The 25542-nt window shown below is 28.9% G+C and carries 21 protein-coding genes; 3 read left to right on the plus strand and 18 right to left on the minus strand.

The window, feature by feature from the left end; genetic code table 11:
• Positions 1–701: 701 nt before the first annotated feature.
• Positions 702–1622, minus strand: coding sequence for an alpha/beta hydrolase (locus I1959_RS09580; RefSeq protein WP_195238119.1), 921 nt, complete (start codon positions 1620–1622; stop codon positions 702–704).
• Between the two features lie 171 nt (positions 1623–1793).
• Between I1959_RS09580 and I1959_RS09585 the strand changes: the two genes are divergently transcribed.
• The gene (locus I1959_RS09585) at positions 1794–2348 is read left to right on the plus strand and encodes a TetR/AcrR family transcriptional regulator C-terminal domain-containing protein (protein WP_092925553.1); all 555 of its coding nucleotides are present in this window, start codon (positions 1794–1796) and stop codon (positions 2346–2348) included.
• 245 nt (positions 2349–2593) lie between these two features.
• Here the strand turns inward: I1959_RS09585 and I1959_RS09590 are convergent, their stop codons facing one another.
• Complete coding sequence (locus I1959_RS09590) at positions 2594–3103, minus strand: DUF2798 domain-containing protein (RefSeq protein ID WP_195238120.1); 510 nt, start codon at positions 3101–3103, stop codon at positions 2594–2596.
• A 443-nt stretch (positions 3104–3546) separates the two neighbouring features.
• Between I1959_RS09590 and I1959_RS09595 the strand changes: the two genes are divergently transcribed.
• Entirely contained in the window at positions 3547–4104 is a 558-nt protein-coding gene (locus I1959_RS09595; protein ID WP_092925549.1) for a spore coat protein, read from the plus strand.
• Between the two features lie 58 nt (positions 4105–4162).
• Here the strand turns inward: I1959_RS09595 and I1959_RS09600 are convergent, their stop codons facing one another.
• From I1959_RS09600 to I1959_RS09620, 5 genes are all read right to left on the minus strand, one after another.
• Positions 4163–5071 carry an SDR family oxidoreductase gene (locus I1959_RS09600; protein ID WP_092925547.1) on the minus strand — a complete coding sequence of 303 codons (909 nt, stop codon included), beginning with the start codon at positions 5069–5071 and terminating at the stop codon, positions 4163–4165.
• Between the two features lie 190 nt (positions 5072–5261).
• Complete coding sequence (cooS, locus tag I1959_RS09605) at positions 5262–7178, minus strand: anaerobic carbon-monoxide dehydrogenase catalytic subunit (RefSeq protein WP_195238121.1); 1917 nt, start codon at positions 7176–7178, stop codon at positions 5262–5264.
• A gap of 259 nt (positions 7179–7437) precedes the next feature.
• On the minus strand, positions 7438–8754 hold the full coding sequence (locus I1959_RS09610; protein WP_166505527.1) for an FAD-dependent oxidoreductase: 1317 nt from the start codon (positions 8752–8754) through the stop codon (positions 7438–7440).
• A 184-nt stretch (positions 8755–8938) separates the two neighbouring features.
• Positions 8939–12346: an FtsX-like permease family protein gene (locus I1959_RS09615; protein WP_195238123.1), complete on the minus strand. Its 3408-nt coding sequence runs from the start codon at positions 12344–12346 to the stop codon at positions 8939–8941.
• Positions 12347–12356: 10 nt separating this feature from the next.
• Positions 12357–13058: an ABC transporter ATP-binding protein gene (locus I1959_RS09620; RefSeq protein ID WP_195238125.1), complete on the minus strand. Its 702-nt coding sequence runs from the start codon at positions 13056–13058 to the stop codon at positions 12357–12359.
• Between the two features lie 217 nt (positions 13059–13275).
• Between I1959_RS09620 and I1959_RS09625 the strand changes: the two genes are divergently transcribed.
• Complete coding sequence (locus tag I1959_RS09625) at positions 13276–13827, plus strand: TetR/AcrR family transcriptional regulator (RefSeq protein ID WP_092925537.1); 552 nt, start codon at positions 13276–13278, stop codon at positions 13825–13827.
• Between the two features lie 133 nt (positions 13828–13960).
• Here I1959_RS09625 and I1959_RS09630 read toward each other — a convergent pair whose 3' ends face one another.
• From I1959_RS09630 to I1959_RS09680, 11 genes are all read right to left on the minus strand, one after another.
• Positions 13961–14599, minus strand: coding sequence for an SGNH/GDSL hydrolase family protein (locus I1959_RS09630; protein ID WP_207733571.1), 639 nt, complete (start codon positions 14597–14599; stop codon positions 13961–13963).
• Positions 14600–14607: 8 nt separating this feature from the next.
• The gene (locus I1959_RS09635; protein WP_195238126.1) at positions 14608–15522 is read right to left on the minus strand and encodes a dihydrodipicolinate synthase family protein; all 915 of its coding nucleotides are present in this window, start codon (positions 15520–15522) and stop codon (positions 14608–14610) included.
• A complete protein-coding gene (locus I1959_RS09640) occupies positions 15497–16435 on the minus strand; it encodes an ROK family protein (protein ID WP_092925533.1) in 939 nt (312 codons plus the stop codon). The genes I1959_RS09635 and I1959_RS09640 overlap by 26 nt, the downstream gene beginning before the upstream one ends.
• 1 nt (position 16436) lies before the next feature.
• Positions 16437–17138 (minus strand): N-acetylmannosamine-6-phosphate 2-epimerase, encoded by a 702-nt coding sequence (locus tag I1959_RS09645; protein WP_195238127.1) that lies wholly within the window; start codon positions 17136–17138, stop codon positions 16437–16439.
• A complete protein-coding gene (locus I1959_RS09650; RefSeq protein ID WP_092925529.1) occupies positions 17131–18153 on the minus strand; it encodes an ABC transporter ATP-binding protein in 1023 nt (340 codons plus the stop codon). The genes I1959_RS09645 and I1959_RS09650 overlap by 8 nt, the downstream gene beginning before the upstream one ends.
• Positions 18146–19153, minus strand: a complete 1008-nt coding sequence (locus I1959_RS09655) for an ABC transporter ATP-binding protein (RefSeq protein ID WP_092925527.1) — start codon at positions 19151–19153, stop codon at positions 18146–18148. Before I1959_RS09655 ends, I1959_RS09650 begins: the two co-directional genes overlap by 8 nt.
• Before the next feature lie 11 nt (positions 19154–19164).
• Positions 19165–20088: an ABC transporter permease gene (locus tag I1959_RS09660; RefSeq protein WP_092925525.1), complete on the minus strand. Its 924-nt coding sequence runs from the start codon at positions 20086–20088 to the stop codon at positions 19165–19167.
• A gap of 10 nt (positions 20089–20098) precedes the next feature.
• Positions 20099–21061: an ABC transporter permease gene (locus tag I1959_RS09665; RefSeq protein WP_166505530.1), complete on the minus strand. Its 963-nt coding sequence runs from the start codon at positions 21059–21061 to the stop codon at positions 20099–20101.
• A gap of 59 nt (positions 21062–21120) precedes the next feature.
• Positions 21121–22794, minus strand: a complete 1674-nt coding sequence (locus I1959_RS09670; RefSeq protein WP_092925521.1) for an ABC transporter substrate-binding protein — start codon at positions 22792–22794, stop codon at positions 21121–21123.
• A gap of 140 nt (positions 22795–22934) precedes the next feature.
• Positions 22935–23759 (minus strand): MurR/RpiR family transcriptional regulator, encoded by an 825-nt coding sequence (locus tag I1959_RS09675; RefSeq protein WP_092925519.1) that lies wholly within the window; start codon positions 23757–23759, stop codon positions 22935–22937.
• Positions 23760–24089: 330 nt separating this feature from the next.
• Complete coding sequence (locus I1959_RS09680) at positions 24090–25541, minus strand: metallophosphoesterase (protein ID WP_240275793.1); 1452 nt, start codon at positions 25539–25541, stop codon at positions 24090–24092.
• Position 25542: the final 1 nt, after the last annotated feature.

The raw sequence follows: 25542 nt of genomic DNA on the forward strand, positions 1-25542 counted from the left end.
TTAGCTTCACAAGCTTCTTTTCCAAGTGCAAGTATAGCTACTTTAGCTCCACATTTAGCTAAAGCTTCAACCATAGCCCCACAAAGTATTCCTGTTCCACCTGTTACTACAGCTACTTTATTATTTAAATCAATATTAAATGGTAATTTCATTTATTGTACCTCCACCTTCCTTATATACTTGTATACTAGCATATTATTTTTCCTAATTCAATACTTTTTCCTAAATTTTTACAATAAATTACAAATGAAAAGCACCTGTAAATTACAGATGTATATTTTATATACTTTTATTTGAAAAATACCTTTAGTTTTTCATTTATTAATCATTTATTAATATAGAATGAAATTTGAGAATAGAGCTATTTTATTCTTATGCTTAACTGAATTAAAGAAGTTTTTAATTAATTGTAAACATGCCCAAATGCTTAGAGACAATAATTTTTATAATTTTATATATTAAAAATAAAACCGTATCACTTACTTGTGATACGGTTCATCTCTATTTATTCTAATTATCTAAAACAAAAAACTACTTCCAAAAATGAATATGGTAAAGGTGTGAAAATATTAAAATTGTTATTAAATAACTCTAATGCTATATTGATTAGTATACTAAGAACTTTTCATTAATTACCTTAAGACATTTACTTAATTTCTATTTATTACTTATTTTAATAATTCTTCTTATACTATGTTCGATTAGATATTTTCTTTATAAAAAGCTTCTAATTTTTCAACAGCTTTTCTAACTGGCTCTTCTTTGTCGTATAAATCATAGTGACTTACACCTTCAATAATGAATAAGTCCTTTTTCTTTGAAGCTGCTTTATTATAAAGTTCATGACCATCTCTATATGAGCCAAATGCTCCTTGTACATCACCAACAATTATTTGTAAAGGTTGAGTTAGTAAACTTTCTGCTAAATTAAAAGCATCAAAAGCTATCACTGATGCTACACTAGTAAAGTTTAACTTATTTGGAGAGTTAGGACTTTGACCTCTTGAAGTTGTGTAATAATCAACAGCTTCTATAATATCTATATCATTAATACCTGCTTGTTCTCTTTTCTCTTGATTTTTAGGAATCCAATTTGTAATCATTGTTTCAGTCCCACGAGCTTCAGCAGTACGTTGCTTAGAAATTGCTTCTAATGTTTTTATAGGATCACTACTTTCACGATATACACGGCCAATATTAGCACCCACTACTGTCCCAACAGCTTTGATTCTTTTCTCTGTCATAGCAGCATTTACTGCATAACCGCCTCCTGCACAAACTCCTAATACACCAATACGATTTTCATCTACAAAATCAAGTGTCGTTAGATAATCTATTGCTGAGCGGATATCTTCAACTCTTGCAGCTGGTTCTTCGATATATCTAGGTTCTCCTTCACTTTCTCCTTGATATGATGCATCAAATACAATAGTTACATATCCTAGTTCAGCAAGTTTTTGGGCGTAGATACCTGCAGTTTGTTCTTTACAGCTACTTCCTGGATGAACACAAACAATTGCAGGATTTTGTTTCTTTTCTTCAGCATTTTCAAGTATATTTAAAATACCTGCTACTTGTAAACCACGTGCATTAAATTTTACATTTTTCTTATTTATTTTCATATTTATTACCACCTTTTATTAATTTATAAAATATACACTTGTGAGTTTTAATACTCTCGTGTATATTTATACTATATTATAAATAGAATCACTTCAATTACCAGATTTATATTTTTGTGTATTAATACACATTTTTTAAATTGTGTATACTAAATAAAAGGAGTCTTTTATATGAATAGTAAAATAGATAGAAGGATTATAAAATCACAAAAACTAATTCAGTCTACATTTTTAACAATGTTGATTAAAGATGGATTTGATGAAATCACGGTTAAAAAAATTACTGAACAAGCTGATATAAGTAGAAAGACATTTTATTTACATTATTTAGATAAATATGACTTACTAGATACAATCGTCAATCAGCAATTAAAGGAATTAGAAGAAATTTGTGCACAAAAAAAAGAAAAAGGATTTATAGAAGGAACGGTTATTTGGTTTAATTATTTTGAGCAAAATAAAGATTTCTTTTCGGCTTTGTTTTCGAGTAAAAGCACTGTTTCATTTAGAAAGCAGCTTCTAGATTTCATGATGAACCAACTAAGTAAAAAAATAAATAAGATAACTCATAAAAAAGATACAGAAATACTTGTAAGATTTTTAAGTATGGCTGTACTAGGAATTATAGAATCATTTATATTAGATGAATTAAATTTTAGTACAGATGAAATAGCAAAACAAGTTGGAGAATTGCTTGCTCAAAATATCTCCCTATATTCACATTAAAATACTTCATCATGTATTTTAACAATGTATAGTATAATTGTGAGTAATAACATAAAAATAAACAATATATTCTTTTATTAAATTACTATAATATATAAAACTAAATAAGTAATTTAATCTTTATTAATAAAACTAAAAAAGAGTTAGATAAAAATATGATAAATAAATATTTTAATCTAACTCTTTTGTTTTTACCAACCCCCGAATCGGATTTTTTCCCCCAATAAAATATAAATTAGTTATATTTAATAATTTTGAATTGTTTCACTTATATTATAGTTCGTTTCTTTATTTAACTGATTCTTAAAAGCACATCTAAAAATAAATCTTACAAGTGGTTGTATGAAGAATAGTTGCGCAAAGAATGCAAATGGGAAATTAATTACTATGTTTTGCATCCATTGTGTAATAAATTCTACAGTTATACCATGAAATAAAAATGCTGCTACAAATGACATCATCGGACACATTAATACTATTGTTGAACATATCATTACTGTAGTAATTATATATGGCTTTTCTTCTCTTGGATTTACAATACTAAAAGCTATTTTTTCTGAAAGTGGACCTGCTATAAGTATTTCTAATATGATTGCAAATACAAATTCAACTGGAATTATCTTAAGTGATTTTATAAATACTTGATTAGACATACCTCCTATTTCAATTGCAAGGTTGTAAAACACAAATAAAGGTACTGTTATCATTACAGTAAAAAAAGCGAAAAATATTTTTTGTAATTTTGTCGTTGGCATATAATATGCTCCTTCCTTTTAATAAAATATTTTTTAATACTTAAACAATAAAAAGACACATATAAGCATTTATATCGTAATCTAAATTACGTAGAAAGCTTCATATGTGTCAGTTATTTCAGTATTTTATTTTTTGTAATAAAAAAGACACATATGAGAATTTTGTACCGTAATCAGATTTACATGCAATGCACTACATGTGTCGTTTCTTTTAGTTTAATATTTAATTACTTTTTTAGTTTATTATATTTTTTATAAAAAGTCAATTTAAACATTTCTATGAGTTTTATTCAGATTTTCTCAATATTTCTGATACTACTATATTCTTACTTGTACTTATTTGTAAAAAGTTTTACTTAAGAAGTATTTACCATGTAAAAATTTTATTTAATTTGGAATATTAATAATGTAGAAAATTTTATTTACTTAGGAGGAAATATATTATGCAATTAACACCAGCAGAATTACATAATCTACACGAACTAATTTTAAGTTGTGTAAATAGTATAACAAATATGGCACTATATAAAAACCAAATTACAGATCCAGAACTAAAAGCTATGGTTGAAGCTCAATTTCCAGTTCATATACAGGATTATAACCTTAAGGTAAGATTTGTTAAAGAAGCTAGTGCACCTAATGAAAAATTAAATGTACCTCAGTTAAAAATAAACTTGCAGGACTTTACTACATCTCCTGTACAACCAATACCAGTTACACCTAGAACAGATATCCAGCAATTAAATGATAGAGAAATAGCTACAGGGTATCTTTTAACTTTAAAAAGAGCTGGTAGAGAATATGCTTGGAGTTCAATGGAAGCAACTAATCCAGTATTAAGAGAGTTCTTAAAAGATGCCTTTACAATGGCTTGTAATCATGCTTATGAAGTATCTGGGTGGTTAATTAAAAAAGGATTCTATCCTTTATGCTCTGCACCACAGACAGAAATAGATAAAGTCGGATCTCTTTATAATGAAGTACAGCAATTAAATTCATAATATATAAAAAACACTCATATTTATTAAATATGAGTGTTTTTTATATATTATTTATAAGTTAAGATCCAACTATAGCTCCACCATTAGGATGTAAAATCTGACCAGACATATAACTAGAATCATCACTAGCTAAAAATACAAAACTAGTAGCGACTTCAAATGGTTGGCCTGCTCTATTCATAGGAACTTTACTAGTATCACTGCCAAAAGTTTCTACTTGTTCAGCTGAAAAAGAAGATGGTATTAAAGGAGTCCAAATAGGTCCTGGTGCTACTCCATTTACTCTTATGCCTTTACTTATTAATGACTGAGAAAGAGATCTAGTAAATGTTAGTACTGCCCCTTTAGTTGCACTATAATCTATAAGGAGTGGCTCTCCTTTATAAGCTGTAATAGAAGTTGTATTAATTATAGATGCACCTTTTTTTAAATATGGAAGTGCAGCTTTTGTCATATAGAAAAAAGCATATACATTAGTTTTAAATGTATCATCTAGTTGTTTAGCTGTAATGTCTAGTATACTATTTTGAATAAACTGTACTCCATGATTATTGACTAATATATCAATTTTCCCAAAGCACTCTAGAGTCTTTTCAACAACAACATTAGACATTTCTTCATCTCTTAAATCCCCAGGTATTAATATACATTTTCTACCTAATCCTTCTATATAAGCTTTAGTTTCATTTGCATCCTTATGTTCACAAAGATATGAAATAGCAATATCTGCTCCTTCTTTAGCAAATGCATAAGCTACTGCTCTTCCGATTCCACTATCTCCACCAGTAATAATTGCTACTTTCCCTTGTAATTTACAACTTCCTCTGTAATATGGATTATCTGATATAGGTCTTGGTTCCATAAGATATTCTAATCCAGGCTGACACTCTTGATGCTGTGGTGGAAATAATACTTTTACTTTTTCGCATTTTTCCTTTTTCCCAATACTTTTATAAACTGGATACATATAGCACCACCTCTATTTATTAATTTATAAATAAAATTTAATTCAATATAAATTATATTAATAATTATGCTTACTTATGATAAAATATCCTATAAATAAATGTACTAATTCAATAAAAATAAATAAGCTATATTTTTAACACTGTATTAAAATATAGCTTATTTATTAAAAACACCATTTTTACAAAATATTATTTAAGTCCAAGTTTTTGTCTTTTGCTTATTATATGAGCTTCTATAGCCTTTGCAGCTTCAACTGGATCATCTCCTAAAGCTACTTTACCACCTGTTAGGTTCTCAACATCTTCTGTAAGAAGTTTTACTAGATTAGGAGCACCAGTAACAAATGGAGTAGGAGATAAATGTGTATATGCTCCATATGCTACTGCAAATATACCATCTATAGTAGCCTTTTGTTCCATCCACTCTGGAGCAGTAACTGCTATTGGAAGGTCTGGAATATCAACATCAAGGTGATCTGCTAAAGCAGTAACAAGCATTGATATTCTACCTGTATCAGTGCAAGTACCAAAACTTAGTACAGGAGGTATCTTAAGCATATTACATATTTCCTTTAATCCTTCCCCTGCATATTTTTCTACAGAATCTAAATTGCATAATCCTGCTACTTCAAGAGCATGATTACCACAACCTCCAGCAACTACTAATATATCTCTTTTTATTAATTCTTTTGTTATATTAACTGTATTCCAGTCTTGAGGACCATTTCTCAATGTAGAACAGTTTGCAAGCGCAACAACACCTTTTATTTTACCTTCTGTAATTACATCAACCAATGGATCAAGTTTGTTCCCAAGGGCACCTAAAACAGCTTCTGTTGAAAATCCTGCGATAGCTTTTGTAACATGTTTAGGTACCATAGGTTCAATTTTACCATGTCTTTTCTTAAAGTTTTCTATTGCTATTTTAATTAAATTATCTGACATCTCATTAGCCTTTTCTGGATAATATGGTATTTTATGTTCTGTACCAGGCACACCTATTATTGTACTTATGCTAACTAATGCTACTTGATATTTTTCAGCATATTGATCTATAGCTGGTGGTGAACAGTTTTCGTCCATAGCAATAGCATCTACAGTACCTGTTGCAAGTAGTGGTTCTATAGCCAACCAGTTGCCCATAAGGCCAACAAATACATCGTCTACTTCATATCTTTGTAGCAACTCTTGTCCGGTTTCAATAGAGCCAACTACTCTAATACCTTTAGCACCAGCAGCTATAGCTTCATCTTTATATTCACCTTTTCTAAGTTTTTCTATTGTAAGTGCTCCTACCCAAGGTTGATGTCCATTAAATACTATATTTACATAGTCAGGATCCATTATACCTAAGTCAACATTAACTTCATGAGGCATAGGTGTTCCAAATAATATATCTTGTACCATTTCAAGTCCTATTTGTGCTGTATATATAGTAGATAATCCTAATCTAAGACCTTTTGTAGCAAGTGATACATAATCTCCATCCACATTTGTTAAACAGCTTGCAATTGAGTTTTCAACTTCATGTTGAACACCAGAAGGATAAATATGAAGTTCTTTCCATACTGGTTTTCTTTTTTGTGGAGCAAAAGCTTCTGTCATTATACTAGGTTGATCAGGACCTACTTTCATTTCTTTGTCAAGAAAATCAGCTAACTCAATAGCAAGTTTATTAATATCTTGATTAGCATCTATTCCTACTTTTTCACACATCCATTTTAACTTAGCTTCATCTTTTATTTTAAATGGAGATTTACCTTCCCCAGTAGCTCTAAGTGTTCTAAAAGCTTCAAATGCATGATGACCATATGTAGCTGCACCCATTATATTTCTCATAAGGAAGTTTCTCATAGCCATGGCATCTGCCCCGATACCACAAACGCCTTTATCAACTCCTGTTTTTTCATTAATTCTACAAGGACCATGTGTACATAATTGACAACTTAAACCTTGAAGACAAAACTTACATCTAATTTTTTCTTGCGGCTCCCATCTTGAAAACACACTTGAAAGGCCGTCAGTTTGTATTCTCTTTAACATTTCCTCAACTGAATCATGATAACTTACACGACCTTCTAATCTTTCTCTAATTGTTTCACTCATATTTTTGTATTAATCTCCTTTCTATATGTATATATTATTTAGTATTATTTACATATTATTTACATATTATTTACATACTTGTATTTTGTTATTGAATATAAACCCTACCACTTTTTTACAAATATGCATACAGTGATTATAATTGCTATGGCAAATACTTTTAAAAAGTAGGGGGTAAATGCAACTTAATGATTGTATAGGAGTAAAAAAAGAAATCACTATATTAAAACATAGTGATTTCAAGTATTTTTATAAAATATCATATTCCTTGAGGGTAATAAAATAAGTTATATGGATCATATTTTTCTTTTACAATTTTTAACCAAGGCACATTATTTCCAAAGTAACTATATAAGTAATTAGAGATATTAATGTCACAATAGTTGAGATATCCAAATCCTGCATATGGAAGTAAAGATTTTCTTAAATTGTTTACCCATCTAATTGTATCATTAGCATGCATACTATAATTAAGAGTCCACTGAGCATCAATTTGTACTAATATCTTAGCACCTCTATGAGGATATGCGCTAGGTAAATCTTTATTTTCTGCAATCTTTCCTCCCAATAGAAGAAATCCAATGTTTATAGGTGGCTGTATGGGCGGTGAATTGTCTAAATAGTTAAACATTATTTGGCAAGGTTCTTTTCCCAATGACTTATATGCTAATAATCCTGTAATTTTAAATCCTGTTGGTGTAGGCACAAAACCTGGGCGTTTCTGTACAGATTCATTAAAAGTAATATATTTTGTTGTATAATTTATTTTATTTGGAACTTTTAATAAAAGGCTTAAAGCTTTTTCCATTTCTTTTTCTGTACTTCGTACTCCTACTCCATATAGTAAAATAGTGTCTTTAGTCATAGTAACCTTAATTGTATACCTATTATCTAAATCTTCTCCTACTTTTTGAAATGCTTGAATTACTTCATATCTACTATTTTTAGGCCACATAGCATTCATTACTGTTACTTTATCATTTGGGTGTACTTTAAGGGTAAGCGACACTACCACTCCAAAATTATTGCTTCCTGCCCCCCTTAATGCAGCAAATAAATCTTTATTTTCATGTGAATTGGCAGTTATTATCCTACCAAAAGCATCTACTATTTGTGCTTCTACTAAATTATCACATGCTAGCCCATATTCTCTTTGTAAATATCCAACTCCTCCTCCTAGTGTAACTCCCGAAACACCAATAGATGAACAACTTCCTCCAACAAATGCAAATCCATATTCTTCAAGCTTAGAATAAAGTTGTTCTTGGGTGTACCCTGATCCTATTCTTATATAACCTTTATTAGTATCTATTTCAAAATCAAGTAAATTAGAAACATCTATAACAACAGCATCATCTGCCACAGAAAAAGATTCATAGTTATGACCACCACTTCTACAGCGAATATTTATACCTTTTTTTCTTGCCCAATTTACTGCATTAACTACATCTGTTATGTTATTAGGATATACAATTACCTTTGGGTAGTAGTTAAAATATAAATTTGCATTTCTACGAACAATATTATAAATTTTATCTGCTTTAGTTATAACAAGTCCTGTTAATCCTTCAATCATATTAATTCCACCTCTTTTTGACTATATATTATAAAACCAAACGTAATGTTATAATATGTTAATAACTTTAAGACTGTTATAGTATATAATTAAAGCCATAAATATAAAAATATATTATGAGTAACTTAACATATTCTTAAATATTAAAGGGAGTCGAAATTTCCGACTCCCTTTAATATAAATTTTACTCTACAGATTTTAGTGCATCAATCATATTTACATTTTTTAATTTTATATACATCATCACCATAACTAATATGGCAAAAAACATGGTAATTAAACCAGAGATTACATAACTACTAATATCTACAGTTGGTATCATCATCATATTATCCATCTCTGCTGTACTTACTAAAAATACATATAAAATTTTACCCAAAAATGAGCCTGCAAGTATTCCTAATATTGTTAGTATTATATTTTCTCTAAATATATACATTGCAACTTCATTATCATAAAAACCTAGTACCTTTATTGTAGAGATCTCTCTTATACGTTCAGATACGTTTATATTTATTAAGTTGTATAGTACAACAAATGCTAAACTTCCTGAAGCAACTATTATTACTATCATAACTAATCCTAAATCAGCAGATTCACTCAAGCTTCTTATCTTTGAAGCAAGAGTAACATTTACTACCTTGTCATTTTTCATAAGAGTAGTAGCTATTTTGCTTTCATCCTCTATATCTGAATTAAACTTTAGTAATTGTGCATTATATCTTGGTTCACTTTTAAATATTTTTTTATAATATGATGGTGATAAATATATATAATGACCAGCATAATTTTCTACTATATTATCAACCCTAACTTTATGAGTATTATTATCCGAATCAGTTACATTCATATAATCACCAACAGATACTCCTAAAAGTTTCGCCAATTTTTCATTTATAATTACTCCATCATCTGATAATTTATACTTAGCTTTACTTACTCTATCATTTAATAATATATATTTATTTAACTCATCTATATTTTGTGGTACATACATAGTAGCAGCTTGCTTACTTGTACCTGGTTTACTAAAAGTGACTGACTCTTGATAAATATTTAAACTACTTTCATATCCTTTTAAGTTATTTAAACTTTTATCATATTGTGAATCTTCTTTTTTAGTACTTTTATCCTTAAATACTACTATAGCATCATACTTTAATAATTTACCAAATTGAATGTCCATAAATGAAGAATTAGATTTTTCAAGAGATATTCCTGCAACAAGCATAGCCATACATCCTGATATACCAAGTATTGTCATTAACATTCTTTGCTTATATCTAAAAAGATTTCTAAATGTAACCTTTTGATTGAAGTTAAGTCTACTCCATAAAGGCGTAATTCTTTCTAACAATATCTTTTTACCAAGTTTAGGTGCCTTTGTTCTCATTAAATTAGAAGGATTTTCTCTTAATTCTTCTTTTAGTACAATTAATGATGCTCCTACTGTACAAAGTATTGAAGCTACTAAAGACTGAATTATATACGATGGATAATAGTTTATTTTAACCTTTGGTAAAGTAAATGTAGATGAATATGCTTCATTAATTATGTATGGAAGAATACTACTTCCAACTACTATACCAATTACACATCCAAAAGTACTAGCTAATGCTGCATAAACTACAAATTTTCTAGATATTTCTAAATCTTTATATCCTAAGGCTTTTAGTGTTCCTATTTCTACTCTGTTTTCTTCTACCATTCTCGTCATTGTAGTTAAGCATATAAGTGCTGCAACTAAGAAGAAAAATACAGGAAATACTGAAGCTATTTTATCTAAACTGTCAATTGAACCTTTGTAAGTTGAGTAACCAGGATTATCATTTCTATCAAAGAAATAATATTTACTATCATCTAAATCATTTAATTTTTCTTTTTCTTTATCTATCTCTTTTCGTCCATCTATTAGTTTTTCTCTATTTTCCTTGATTTCTTTTTCTCCATCAAAAAGTTTTCTTTCTGAATTGTCAAGCTCTTTTTTAGCCTTATCAAGTTCTATCTGACCTTGTTTTTTACCTTTTACAAGATCTTCTTTCCCCTTTTTAAGCTCTTCTTTTCCATTATCTAATTGCTTTTGAGCTTTTTCAAGTTGCACCTTTCCTTCATTAAATTCAATAACTTTTCCTTCATAGGCACTTACCCCTTGTTGATACTGAGTTATTCTAGCTACTAAGGTTTCTAGATTAGCTTTATTTTCACTTAAACTTTTACTAATATTTTCTATTTCCTTTGAGATATTAAGTGCTAAAGAAGTGTTTGTTGGATTTTTTTCTAAACTATTTATTAAATTGCTTAATTCATTTAATCCCAAGCTAGGATTAAATATAATACTCTTCCAATACTGAATTTTTTCATTTGAAATTTTTTCACCTTCATTAAGGTTATTTGCACTTTCTTTCATATCATTTGAAAGTGTATTATATGTTGTAATTAACATATTTAAACCATCTATTTGATCTTTATACTTTATTGTACTTTGTGTAGGATCAATTCCTTGGTTTAAAAATTCTTGTTTTGCCTTATCAAGTTCAATTTTAGCTGTATTAAGCTGTTTTTCACCCTCTAAAAATTGCTCTTTTTGCTTATCAAGTTCCCTTTGACCATTATCTAATTGTTTTTGACCTTCAATTAATTTTCTTTCACCATATTTAATTTCTTGCTGGTACTTTTTCACAAATTGTTCATATTGCTTTTTACCATCAAGAAACTTTATTTTCCCATTTTCTATTTCCCTTTGAGCATCTTCAAGCTTTCTTTCACCATCTTCTATCTCTTTATAAGCTTTATCAAATTCTTTTCGTGCCTTTAATTTTATTTCTTCAATTCTTTCTATAACTCTATTTGAGTATAAATCTTCAAGATATTTATTATTTTCTTCCATCTTTTCTTTGTACTCATCACTATATGCACCAAGTTTTTCTACATTTTTAAATCGTACATATATTTCAGTATACATATCCATTGATATATCAGAGCTATTTAATATTGCAAAGTAATCTACACTTCCTTTTCCAACATTAGTTGTTCCTCTAGACATGTTATCTATATACATAGGACTTTGTACAAATCCAACAATCGTAAAAGTTTTCTTATTAAAATAATTATTTGAGTCTTCATCCGATTCTATTGTATGCTTATCACCAATTTTTAGATTTTTATTTTCCTTTAAAGCATTTTCATCTAAAGATATCTCACCACTATTTTTAGGTAATCTACCTTCTGTAACAATAAGTTTATTTATGTTGTTAGCATCATTTGGATTATACTCCATAAACTTAACAACATTATTTGTATTAGTTAAGTTTACATCTATACTATGTGTTGCATAGTAATCTAGAATTTTATCATTATTTTCAAGTAACTTTAAATCATTTTCATTAAGACCTATACTAGATACTATCTTGCTATCCATTAAGTTTTGTTGGCTAAAAAATTCATTTATGGATTCTTTTAAGTCTGGTCCACTTGATTTAATTCCAGAGTAAAAGGCAACTCCTAAAAAGATTATGGCTAATATAGAAATAAATCTTGCTTTTGAAGATAATATTTCTCTTGTTATTGATTTTTTATATGCTCTATTTTTCATTTTCTATCCTCTACCACTCTATATTTTCAACTGAAACAGGATTTTCATTTACTTTAACACTTCTAACCTTTGCATCTTTAATACTTATAACTCTATCTGCAATTGGTGAAAGAGCTGAATTATGAGTTATAACAATTACTGTTGTTCCTGTATTTTTGCATGTATCTTGTAATGTTTTTAAAATCTGTTTTCCTGTTTTATAGTCAAGAGCACCAGTTGGCTCATCACATAGAAGTAACTTAGGATTTTTAGCTATAGCTCTTGCTATAGATACTCTTTGCTGTTCTCCCCCTGATAATTGAGATGGAAAATTATCTTTTCTGTGACCAAGCCCAACTAACTCAAGAGTTTTATCAACATCTAAAGCATTCTTTGAAATTTGTGTAGCAAGTTCCACATTTTCTTTTGCAGTTAAATTTTGAACTAAATTATAAAACTGGAATACAAATCCTACATCATATCTTCTATAATTTGTAAGCTGTTTTTTATTAAACTTGGATATATCAACGTTATCAATAATTATCTTACCTTCATCACAAGTATCCATTCCCCCAAGTATATTTAGTACAGTTGTTTTACCAGCACCACTAGGACCTAGAATAATAACAAATTCTCCTTTTTCTATAGAAAAGTTAATACCATTATTTGCTACAACAGTATTTTCCCCAACCTTATATATTTTGTATTCATCTATTATTTTTATATATGACATCTATACCTCCCCTATCTATATGGACTATTAAATACTAAATGTTATTAAATAGACACCTTGTTTGCTTAATGCTATAATACTAAGTATAAATAATATATAAACTAGTTACAATAATCATATATTTTCATATTGTTATTAAATAGACATTTTAGTTATTTTTGTTCATTTAATAACATATAATTTAAAATTGTTTTAATAAATAAAAAGGATGGATTACATGGCAGGAGTTAAAGGAAATAGAAGAATTTTATATACAAAAAAAGTAATTAAGGAAAGTTTACTTGATCTACTTCAAGATAAAAAAATTCATCAAGTTACTGTTACTGATATATGTAAAACTGCAAATATTAATAGAGGAACTTTTTATACTCATTATAAAGATGCTTATGACCTACTTAAATCAATGGAAGATGAATTATTTAATCAAATACTAGAATATATTGAAGAGACTCCAGTTGAAGATTATAAAGATATTTTATTACTTAAAGCTCTTGAATTGATTAAGGAAAATAAAAAGTTGTGCAAAATATTATTCTGTAAACATATAGAAACTAATATTATGGATCGTATTATTTATATAGCAAATAAGGCTGAAATAGATAAGCTTATTAGTAGTTCAAAAGTTGATGATGTATTTTTAGATTACTTTATAAAATACAATGTAGGAGGAGTTTTTGCAGTTGTTCAATCATGGATAGAAAATGATTTAAATGAATCGCCTCAAGAAATAGTTAATCTTATAAATAATATTAGTGCTTTTCAGCCTTAATATTTTAGTATGAATTATTATATTGTTTTTATATAAATTTTTAAAAATATAAAAAATACTCATATCCTTTTAATATGAGTATTTTTAAATTTCAATAGTTAAGATGAAAGACACCTCAGTTACTTCTTACAATCTATTTATTTTTTATCTCACTAATAATTTCATAAAGCTTCTTACCTAATATTTCATGAGCTTTATTTGAAAGATGCATATAATCATAATCACTACAAATTGCAAAAGGTGATGGATCAAAGAAATGACATCCATTTTCCTTAGCCACCTTCTCATAAAGAGGAATTATTTTATAAGACTTTTCAGAACAGCTTTTTCCCATAGTATAATAGCACTCAGCATTTTTTATCTCTTCTCTAATTGGAAGAGGAGCTACTACTAATATATTAGGCTTACTATTTCTAAAAGCTACCTCGCAAAACTTAGCCTTTTTTATAAGTCTATCAAGCCCTAATGATATAACTTCAGCACTTGCTCCAAATCTATCCTTAGTATCATTAGTACCAAGCATAATAATAAGTAAATCAATAGGCTCATGAGTCATAAGGGTAGGAATTATAAAGTCAAGTCCACTTAATCCTTCATATAATGGGTCGTCAAATACAGTAGTTCTTCCACTTAACCCTTCTTCTATAACATAATCACTATCTCCAAGAAGGTTTTGTAAAATTCCTGTCCAACGTTCATTTCTTTCATATCTTTTCCCATTTTCAGGATTATATCCATGTGTATTAGAGTCACCGAAGCATAAAATATTCAAAATATCACCTACCAATTTTTAGTTTCTTCTATAGTTCCTTTAATATCATTGTATAAGTTTACTAACTTTTCATCTTCACAGCTTACAGGTAAAAATGGAAGTCTAGGTACTCCGATATCCAGTCCATCTAGCTTAATTAGGGCTTTTACACAACCATATAATGAACCAAAACTACACATTCTATACACATATTGAACCATTGTTGCTTGAAGTTTTTTAGCTTTTTCAAATTCATTTTTTCTTATTAAATCTTCAAGCTTTAAATATAATTCTGGCATACCTGCATAAGTACCACCAATTCCAGCATCTGCACCCATCATTCTTCCTGCTAGATATTGTTCATCAGGACCATTAAATACTAAGAAATCTTCTCCTCCAATAGCTTTGAATCTTGCTATATCATGAGCTGGCTCTGAAGAACATTTAACACCCATTACTCTTTCATTTTCACACATTTTTTTAAGTAATCCATCTGATAAGTTAAATCCTGTTAGTTGTGGTATGTTGTATATAAAAAATGGTAAGTTGCTTGCTTTAGTTATCTCATTCCAATGGGTATATACACTTTCCTCACCTAATCTATAATATACACATGGAACTGCTGATGTTGCATGAGCTCCACATTTTTCAGCATGAGCTGCAAGTTCACATGAATGTTTTGTACTAGCACACCCTACATGAACAATTATAGTCATTTTATCTTTTACTTCTTCACAAACTGCTTCAACTACTGCCTTTCTTTCTTCATTGTCAAGTAAGAAACCTTCTCCAGTACTTCCACATACATATAGATTTTTTATTCCTTTGTTATATAAATAATTAACTAATTCTCTAGTTTTTTCTAAATCAACATCTCCATTTTCTTTAAATGGTGTATTAAGTGCTACTGTAATATTTTTAAATCTCTCCATATTGTAATTCATCTTTATTCTCCCCTTTTAATAAGTAGTAAAGTGCACCAATTATCCCTGCATCATTTTTTAATTTAGCAGGTTCTACTTTTAAATCTTTTGCAAAATTTTTCATAGCTCTTTCTTTAACTAATTTTCTTAGCTTATCTATAAATAGTTCTTTTTGCTCACTTACTGCCCCGCCAATTAAAACTATATCAGGATTAAAAATATGCACCAAAGATACAACTCCACAAGCTACATCTTCTATCCATCTATCTACTATTTCTTTCATTTTTTCATTATGATTTATTTGTTCAAATATTTCTTTTCCATTTATATCATTAATATCTAATTCTTCTTTTACTCTCTTTATTAAAGCACTCATAGATGCATACTGTTCATAGCAACCAGTGTTTCCACAAGTGCATTTTTTTCCTTTATTATTTATAGAGAAGTGACCTAGTTCTCCACCTATTCCTAACCTTCCATTTAAAATTTCACCATTTACTACTATTCCACCTCCAACACCAGTTCCAATAGTAATCATAACTATATTTTTAGAATTTTTACCATTTCCTAAGAATAATTCTCCTAGTGCTGCTGCATTTGCATCATTTATTACAGTGGCTTTTACTTTATACTTTTCTTCTATTTTTTCTTTAAATTTTGAACCTTCGTAGTTTTTTATATTTCCACCTGTTCCTATTACTTCACCTTTATTTACATCTATTTGACCTGTAGCAGATACTGCTACTCCTTTAAAGCTTTCTATCTTATTATCAGCTAAAAATTTATCAGTTTCTTTTAAAACTGTATCTATTATTGGTGTTTTATAATTATCAAAATTAACTGGATACTTATCACTAATTAAGATTTTCCCATTTTCATTTACAATTGCTATTTTTAAAGCTGTTCCTCCTATATCAAGTGCTAAATAGTTCATTTTAAATTTCTCCTTTAGCTGCATTTATAAATCTTTGTGCAATTTCTAAAGGTCTAGTTATAGCCCCACCTACGACAACAGCATAAGCACCAGCGTCTAATATTTCTTTTGCTTGATATGGATAGTGTATCTTTCCTTCTGCTATTACTGGTATGTCTATTTCTTTAGTTAATTTTTTTACTAATTCTAAGTTGTTTATATTTTCTTTTATACTTTGAGGAGTATATCCATTCATAGTAGTTCCAACCATATCTACTCCACATTTATATGCATTAATTCCTTCTTCATATGTTGATATATCAGCCATTAGTATTACATCAGGATACTTTTCTTTTATACTTTTTATAAAATCATTTATAGATTCATCATTTAATCTCTTACTAAATGTACAATCTAATGCAATTACATCACTTTTAGCATCTACTAATTCATCTACTTCTTTCATAGTAGGTGTTATGTATACTTCACTACCTTCATATTCTATTTTTATAAGCCCTATTACAGGAAGTCCTGTTTCTTTTTTTATTGCTATGACATCTCTTACACTATTTGTTCTTATAGCTGGACTTCCAGCCATTTTTGCTGCTCTTGCCATTAAATACATTATAGATTTTTCTTCTACATATAGTGGTTCATTAGGAAGTGCTTGGCAAGATATAACTACACTTCCTTTTATACTTTTAAATATTTCTTCTTTATTCATTAAGCACACCTTCTTCCATTTCCATTGATGCTACATGACAAGCTACAAAATGTTCTTTTCCATCAATAATATAAGATTTCATTTCTGGCTCTTCTAATTTACAAACATCCATACAATGTTTACATCTTGGATGGAAGAAACATCCGCTTGGTGGATTCATAGGACTTGGAACATCCCCTTCAAGGACTATCCTATCTTTTTTATGATTGATATCTGCTACTGGTATTGCTGACAATAATGCCTTTGTGTATGGATGTAGTGTATTTTTATATAAAGATTTTGCATCTGCAAGTTCTACTATTTTTCCTAAATACATTACTGCTATTCTATCACTTATGTATTCTACAACACTTAAGTCATGTGTTATAAATATGTATGTTAAATTGTGTTTTTCTTTAAGATCTTTAAGTAAATTTAATACTTGTGCTTGAATTGATACATCTAGTGCTGATACAGCTTCATCACATATTACTAATTCAGGATTTATTGATAAAGCTCTTGCTATACCTATTCTTTGACGTTGCCCCCCAGAGAATTCATGTGGATATCTATCCATATATTCTCTTCTCATATTTACGGCTTCAAGTAAATCACCTATTATTTTTCTTCTTTCTTCTTTTGATTTAATCCCAAACTTTTTAAGTGGGTCTGATAAAGATTGATATATTGTAAATGAAGGATTTAATGAAGAATGTGGATCTTGAAATACTATTTGTATTTTCTTACGAGCTAAATCCATTTCATTTTTATTAAGCTTAATTAAATCTCTTGGTCCATCTTCAAAATTATATATTATTTCTCCATCTGTGGCTTTGTATAACTGAAGAATTGTTTTTCCTAAAGTAGTTTTCCCGCATCCAGATTCTCCAACTAATCCTAATGTTTCTCCTTTATATATTTCTAAATTTATATCATTTACTGCTTTTACATAAGTTTTTGCTTTAGAAAATGTTCCATTCTTTACAGGGAAATAATTTTTAACACCTTTTAATGTAAGTAATACTTCTTTAGACATTTAAAGCCACCTCCTTGCATTTTATACATCTAACCATATGAGTACTTCCATTTACAAATTCCTCTTCTGGCATTTTTTCATCACATTCTTTAGAATAATAATCACATCTAGGAGCAAACTGACATCCTGGTGGTCTATCAAATGGATCTGGTGTAGCTCCCTTTATAGGATTAATATCTTGGTCAGCACCTTTTCCTAGTACTGGAATAGATTTAAGTAATGCTTTAGTGTATGGATGACTTGGATTTTCTAAAACTTCCTTTGCGCTACCACTTTCAATTATATTTCCCATATACATAACAGCCACATCATCTGCTAATTCACATACAACTCCCATATCATGGGTAATTAGCATTATAGCTGTATTATATTCTCTTTTTAATTTCTCCATTAATTCAAATATTTGTGCTTGTATTGTAACATCAAGAGCTGTTGTTGGTTCATCTGCTATTAGTACTTTTGGATTACAACTCATAGCCATAGCTATCATTGCCCTTTGTCTCATACCACCTGAAAATTCATGTGGATATTGGTCTATTCTTTTTTCTGCAAGAGGTATTCCCATATCTTTAAGTAGCTTTAAAGCTCTTTCTTTTGCCTCTTTTTTAGATATATTTTCATGACTTCTAATCATCTCAACTATTTGCCACCCAATTGTATAAACAGGATTTAGTGCTGTCATTGGATCCTGAAAAATCATTGCTATATCTTTTCCTCTAAGTCTTCTCATTTCTTTTGAATTTTTTTCTAACTTATGTATTTCAATATCTTTTCCATCTTCACTATGATAAATTATTTCTCCCTCTTCTATTCTTGAAAACTTAGGAAGAAGTTGCATTATTGATGATGCTGTAACACTTTTACCACATCCACTTTCTCCAACTATACAAAGTGTTTTACCTCTTTTTATTTCCATTGATACACCATTTAAGGCTTTATTGCATCTATTATTTGCATAAAAATATGTTTTAAGATTTTTGACTGTGATAATATTTTCCATGATCTTTCCCCCTATTCAACACTTGTTGGATCTGTAGAATCTCTTAAGCCATCTCCTACAAAGTTTATACTCATAACAAATAGTGATATAACTATTCCGACAGGTAACCACATCCACCAATTATTTTGAAGTGTAAATAAATCTTGTGATGCATTTAATATGTTACCCCATGTTGGTATTTCAAGAGGTACACCAAGTCCTAAGAAACTAAGTGCTGCTTCTTCTAGTATAAACATTGCAGTACTTAAAGTTATATTTACTGATATTGGCCCTATGATATTTGGTAGCATATGCTTATAGCATATAACAAAATCATTAAGTCCAAATACTTTTAATGATTGTACATACTCTTCTTCTCTGATAGATAATATTTGTGATCTTGCCATTCTAAATACGCTTCCCCAACCACAAATAATAAATATTATTATTATATTAAAAGCACTTTGGCCTATTATTGAAACTAACATTAACACTAATATTAATTGTGGGAATGACATAAATATTTCAGATATCCTAACTAATATTTTATCTATTAGTCCACCCTTATATCCACTATAGCATCCTAGTAATACACCTATTACTGCACAACCCAATGCACTACCAAATCCTATTAAAATTGATAATCTTCCACCATATAATATTCTTGAAAATATATCTCTACCTATTTTATCTGTTCCTAGTATATGTTCACTAGATGGTGGCTTAAGTATATTTGACATATCAACAGCTAACGGGTCATGCGGTGTTAATAATGGTGCAAATATACAAGCAAGTAATATAAGTAAAAATACTGCAATCCCTATCGTCGTAAGTTTATTTGAAATTAACTTACTTACTACTCTACTTTTTTGTTTTTTAAAAGTTTTATTCTCTTCTCTTTCTTTAATTTTATCAAATTTATTATTTAATCTTTTTTTAGGTGATAAAGTAATCATAATATCCTCCCTATTTCTCAAGTTTTACTCTAGGGTCTAAAACAGCAGTAAGTATATCAACTAATGTACTTGCTATTAAAACCATAGTTACAAACATAAGTGCTACAACCATGACTAAGTTATAATTTGCTGATCTTATTGCAGTGTTAAATACATTTCCAACTCCTGGCCACTGAAATATTGACTCTATAACTACAGAACCTGCTATTAGTGTAGGCAATCTAAAACCTATTAAAACTATAACCGGTGTTAGTGAAACCCTAAATCCATGAACTAAGTTAACTCTCCATTCTGGAATTCCTTTACTTCTAGCTGTTTTTATATATTCTTTATTCATAGTATTTAACATACTAGTTCTTGCATAACGCATAACTCCTGCTGTAAGCGATAACCCTAGTACTGTAGCAGGTAATATTAAATACTCTATTCTATCAATAAAACTTTCAAGACCTGGTGCTGTTCTACCTCCTACTGGAAGCCATTCTAAATTTAATGCAAATATTAATATAGTTACCATACCAAAGAAAAATTGTGGTATAGATACTCCTATCATACCTGCAACTGTCATAACATTATCTCCTATAGAACCACGTTTTATAGCGCCTATTACTCCTAAGATACTACCTAAAACTGTAGAAATTAAAAGTGCTGCAACTGATAATTCTAAAGTTGCTGGTAGTGTATCTTTTATAATATCTATAACTGCTACACCACTACTTGAGCTATATCCAAAATTGCCTTGTAGTAATTGTATTAACCATTTAAAATATCTAATTACAAAACCATCATTTAAACCATAAGCTTCTCTAAGTGCATTTAATTGTTCTGGTGATAATCTTGCTAAAGATTCTGGATCCATTAAATGAGATACTGGGTCTCCTGGAGTTAAATCTAGTAAAAAATAAATAATAAATGTTATTATTAATAACATTGGAATCATTCCAAGCACTTTTTTTAATATGTATTTTAGCATTTACTACCTCCTTATAATAAAAGGGATGTATAATTAAAATTATACACCCCCTCTGTTTATTACTCAGCTAATGTCCATTTGTGAATATCCCACTTATAATTAAATTGTGGGTTACCAAATGTTTCAGGCATACCTTTTATCTTATCGCTTGTCATAACAAATATTGGTTGGTAATATAAAGGCATTACGAATAATTCTTCATTTTCATATTTTTGTAATTCAAAGAATGCTTTTCTCTTTTCTTCTGGATCTATTGTTTTTGTATTTTCTATTAATTTATCTAATTCAGGTGTTCCTGGTGTATGTGAGTTTAGTTCAGCACCTGTTTGATATCTATCATAGTACTCATGCATTGAAAGTGCAGCAGTTGCAGCATAACATAAATCAAAATCAACTGCTGAAGGTCCATTTACAGGATCTTCTGGTAATGCCCATAATAATGAAGCTAAATCACCTTCAACTAATCTAAATTCCATTTTTATTCCAACTTGAGATAAGTAGTTTTGTATTATTGCCATTAAATCAACTGTTTGTTGATCTGTATAATAATAAACTACATCTAAAACTGTGTTTGGATCCCAGTTAGCTTCTTTTAATAATTCTTTAGCTTTTTCTGGATTATACTCATAATTATTTAATCCATCAACTTTATCAGGTCCATTTGGAGTTAAACTATTTGCAGGTAGTGCTGCACCCTCAAATATACCATCAAGTATTTTATCCATATCTAAAGCATACATTATAGCTTGACGAACTCTCTTATCTGCTAATGGTGCAGCTGATCCATCTTTTTTCTTAAACTTATTTGCAAAGAATAATCTTGTATATCTAACATCTACAGTATCCATATTGATACCTTTAGTACCTTCAAGTGCTTTAACATCTGCTATATTTTTAGTGTATGAGTAGTCAAGAAGTCCAGCTTTAGCATTTGTTACTAAGTTTGGATCACTGTCTCCAGGACTTGGATTTAAGTGCATATTAAATGCTGGTTTACCATCCCAATACTTATCAAATCCAGCTAAGGTTGTGTAATTACCCATTTTTACTTCATCTACTTTAAATGGCCCAGAACCTATTGGATTTCTAAAGAATTCTGATTGTTGAAACTTAACAGGATCAACATTTTCAAGATGCTTTTTAGGAAGTGGTGCAAATTGTGTAAATGTAAGTAGAGCATCTGGTGCTAGCTTTTCAAATTTTATTTCTATATTATTTCCATCTATTACAATACCAGATATTTCATCTGCCTTTCCATCTATGTAATCAGTTGCTCCTTCTATAGATTTAAAAGTATTTCCAAATACATTGTTTAAAACTGTCGTCTTTAAACTGTATTCTATACTCCATTTTATATCTTCTGCTGTTATAGGCTCTCCATCATGCCAGAATATATTATCTCTTAATACAAACTTAAGGTTTTTTCCATCTTCTGACATTTCATAAGATTTAGCTAATTGACCTTCCCCTGGTATTGGGTCTAATTTTTCATCTGCAAATATTAACCTATCATATAAAACTTTGTTGTAAACGAAAGTACCTGGATTTAACCACGGCGCTTCGAAAAATTCTTCAGGTCCTCCATTTGCATAAAGAGTGTTTGCTGCTGCTTCTTGCTTTGTTGAATTTTCCCCCTGTGATTTTTCTTCTTTTCCGCCTGTACTAGCACATCCAACTAGGTTTAGCGTTAGCATTGAAGTTACAAGCAAGCTTAATAGCTTTTTTTTCTTCATAATATCATCCCCTCTTTTTTAATTATAAGAAAATATAAATTTCCTATCTTATGAATAACTTAAAATGTTTCGCTTAGATTCATCTAAATTAAAGCGAATTTTTTATTTTATCAAGGTATTTTCTACCTAGTAAAACCAAATTAGATTAAAATATTTTCTTCATCATACTTAAATAATGCATTTAAAGTATTTACCTTTTTTTGATAATAACTCTCTATTTTTATAAAATAGGTATATAGTATATCTATCATTACTAAAATAGGAAATTGAGGTGATATGCAATCTCCAGCTTCTAGTGCATTTATAGTTGGAATTAATATAACTTCATCGCAAAAACTCGATAAATGGAAAGAATTATTTGAAGTTATCATAATAATTTTAGCTCCATTAGCCTTTGCTATCCCTATTCCTTGAAGAATTTCTTTTGTTGTACCACTTAACGATATAGCTATAATAACGCTTTCCTCATTAGCAAGTGAAGATAACATTTTTATTCTATGTGAATCATATACAGCTTCAATATTTAACCCTAACCTCATAAACCTTAGATGAACTTCTTCAGCTGCAATCCCAGAACTTCCCATTCCGAAAACGCAAACCCTCTTAGATGTTGTTAATAGGTGAGCAACTTCTTTCATTTGATTTTGATTTATCATCATATGACAACTATCTAATAAATCTTGATATGTATTAATAACTAAATTGGAAATTTCTTCTCTATTGTATTTACTAATATTTTTCTCATATTCAAATATGAATTCTCTAAAACCTTTATATCCACATTTTTTCGCAAACCTAGATAAAGAAGCTTCTGACACAAATAGCTTTTCTGATACTGCTTTAGATGAAAGCTTTTGTATTTCTCTATTATTTATAAAAAAATTGGCTATAGTTCTTTCTACATTAGTAAATTTATCATATCTTGACTTTAGATTCTTCAAAACAGTATTATCAGAATATTCCATACCATCCGTCTCCTTTTCATTAGGTAGTCAAGCTATTATATTCTTAAATTATTTTATTCATTTAATTCTATACTATAAGTGTATATAGATATTAACTTAATCGCAACATTTTTGAAAGATTTTGAAAGAAATTTTAAATATTTTTCAGATTTTCTATAAAATAAAGATTTATTAGATGTATTTTTTCTAAATTTTAGAAATTACTTTCATCCACTTGGCATCTCCATAGAGATTTTTGTGTTATTTAGTAAAGAAAAAGTGCATTTAGTAAAATTAGTAAATTTTACTAAATGCACTTTTTTGTTTAAAAATTTAAATTTATATCTTTTTTTAATTTTCCTTTTTCTCATAATTTAATATAACTTTATAACGGTCAATATACTTTTCTTTTTCACCTTTTGAAACTTTAAAATAATCATTTTCTCCAGGTATTATAGTTAAACAATTATCCTTAAAATCGGCATTATCAAATTTTAATGTAGTTGGAACATCACTTCCTATAGCATTTGAATAGCAAATCACTTTTTCTTTATCCATAATTATAAACTGATACATATCATCACTTTCAGCAATATTTAAAAACTTATACCCTGCCTTTTTGTATATTTCATCTCTAGGAGTACCTGGTTTAAATATATACATTTTATCCCATTTAAAAGGTATCTCATCCTTAAGACTTATAACTTTACCTTCTTTACCTTTATCTAGTAGAAAACTAGTTTCACCATAAAACATTCCATGATTGTTACATAGCATATCTAAGTTCTTTTTAACATTTTTAAACTGAACTATATCACTAGACTTATTTATTACATCCCATCCATTTTTATCTTTTTTTAATTTTATATCAATTTTTGAAATACACTCACCGTGTTTTCCTGGTTCTGTTACTATAACAGTTTGTCCATCTTTGTTTTTATAGTCATGTTGTTTTATTTGAACATGGTTGTGCCCAGCAACTATTACATCTATTCCAGATACATTTTGAGCTAAGTCTTGTATTCTATTTCCTGGGTGTTTTGGTTTTTTAGGTCTTTCACCACTATGAGCTACTGCTATTATAATATCTGCATGGTCTTTTTCCTTCATAACTTTTACCCATTTATTAGCATCTTCTACTAAATCATTCATATAAAGTTCTCCATTGTATCCCTTTTGATCTTTTAACTCTAAAGATTTAGCTTTTACTAGCTTTTCTCCATCCCATTCTTTAGATTCTCCTACTTCTTTTAGAGTAAGTCCTAATATTCCAAGTTTTATATTACCTTCTGGTGTTTTAATTTCTTTTATAACGTATGGTTTTGTGTAGCTTTCTCCATTTTTCTTATATGTATTTGCTGATAGTATACTTATTCCTTGCTTTTCAAAGTCTGATATCATATTATCTAGACTAGTCTTGTTATTTGATACAAACTCATGATTTCCAAGAGTTACTGTGTCAAATCCAGCTTCTTTCATTTCTTTTGCTAAAGGAATTTCTATATAATCTGCATTGTTATTTTTATAGTTTTTACTCATTTGGTCATAATATTTTAACATATCTCCAGATGTTCCAAATCCAGAATCTAGAAAATCCCCTGCATCTACTACTACAGTATCTGGATTTTCCTTCTTTTGTTTTTCTATATAAGAAACCATTTCATTAGGTATTATTCCATGTAAGTCAGTCGTTGCAAGTATATTTAAATCTACTGACTTAGTAGAACTGCATCCTATTATTAATAAAGATGAAATGCTTATTACTGACCATAATATTTTTCTCTTTGAAAATAATTTACTCATA

Origin of the sequence: Romboutsia sp. 1001285H_161024_C4, assembly GCF_015550185.1 — a bacterium.
Classification (GTDB): domain Bacteria; phylum Bacillota; class Clostridia; order Peptostreptococcales; family Peptostreptococcaceae; genus Romboutsia_C; species Romboutsia_C hominis.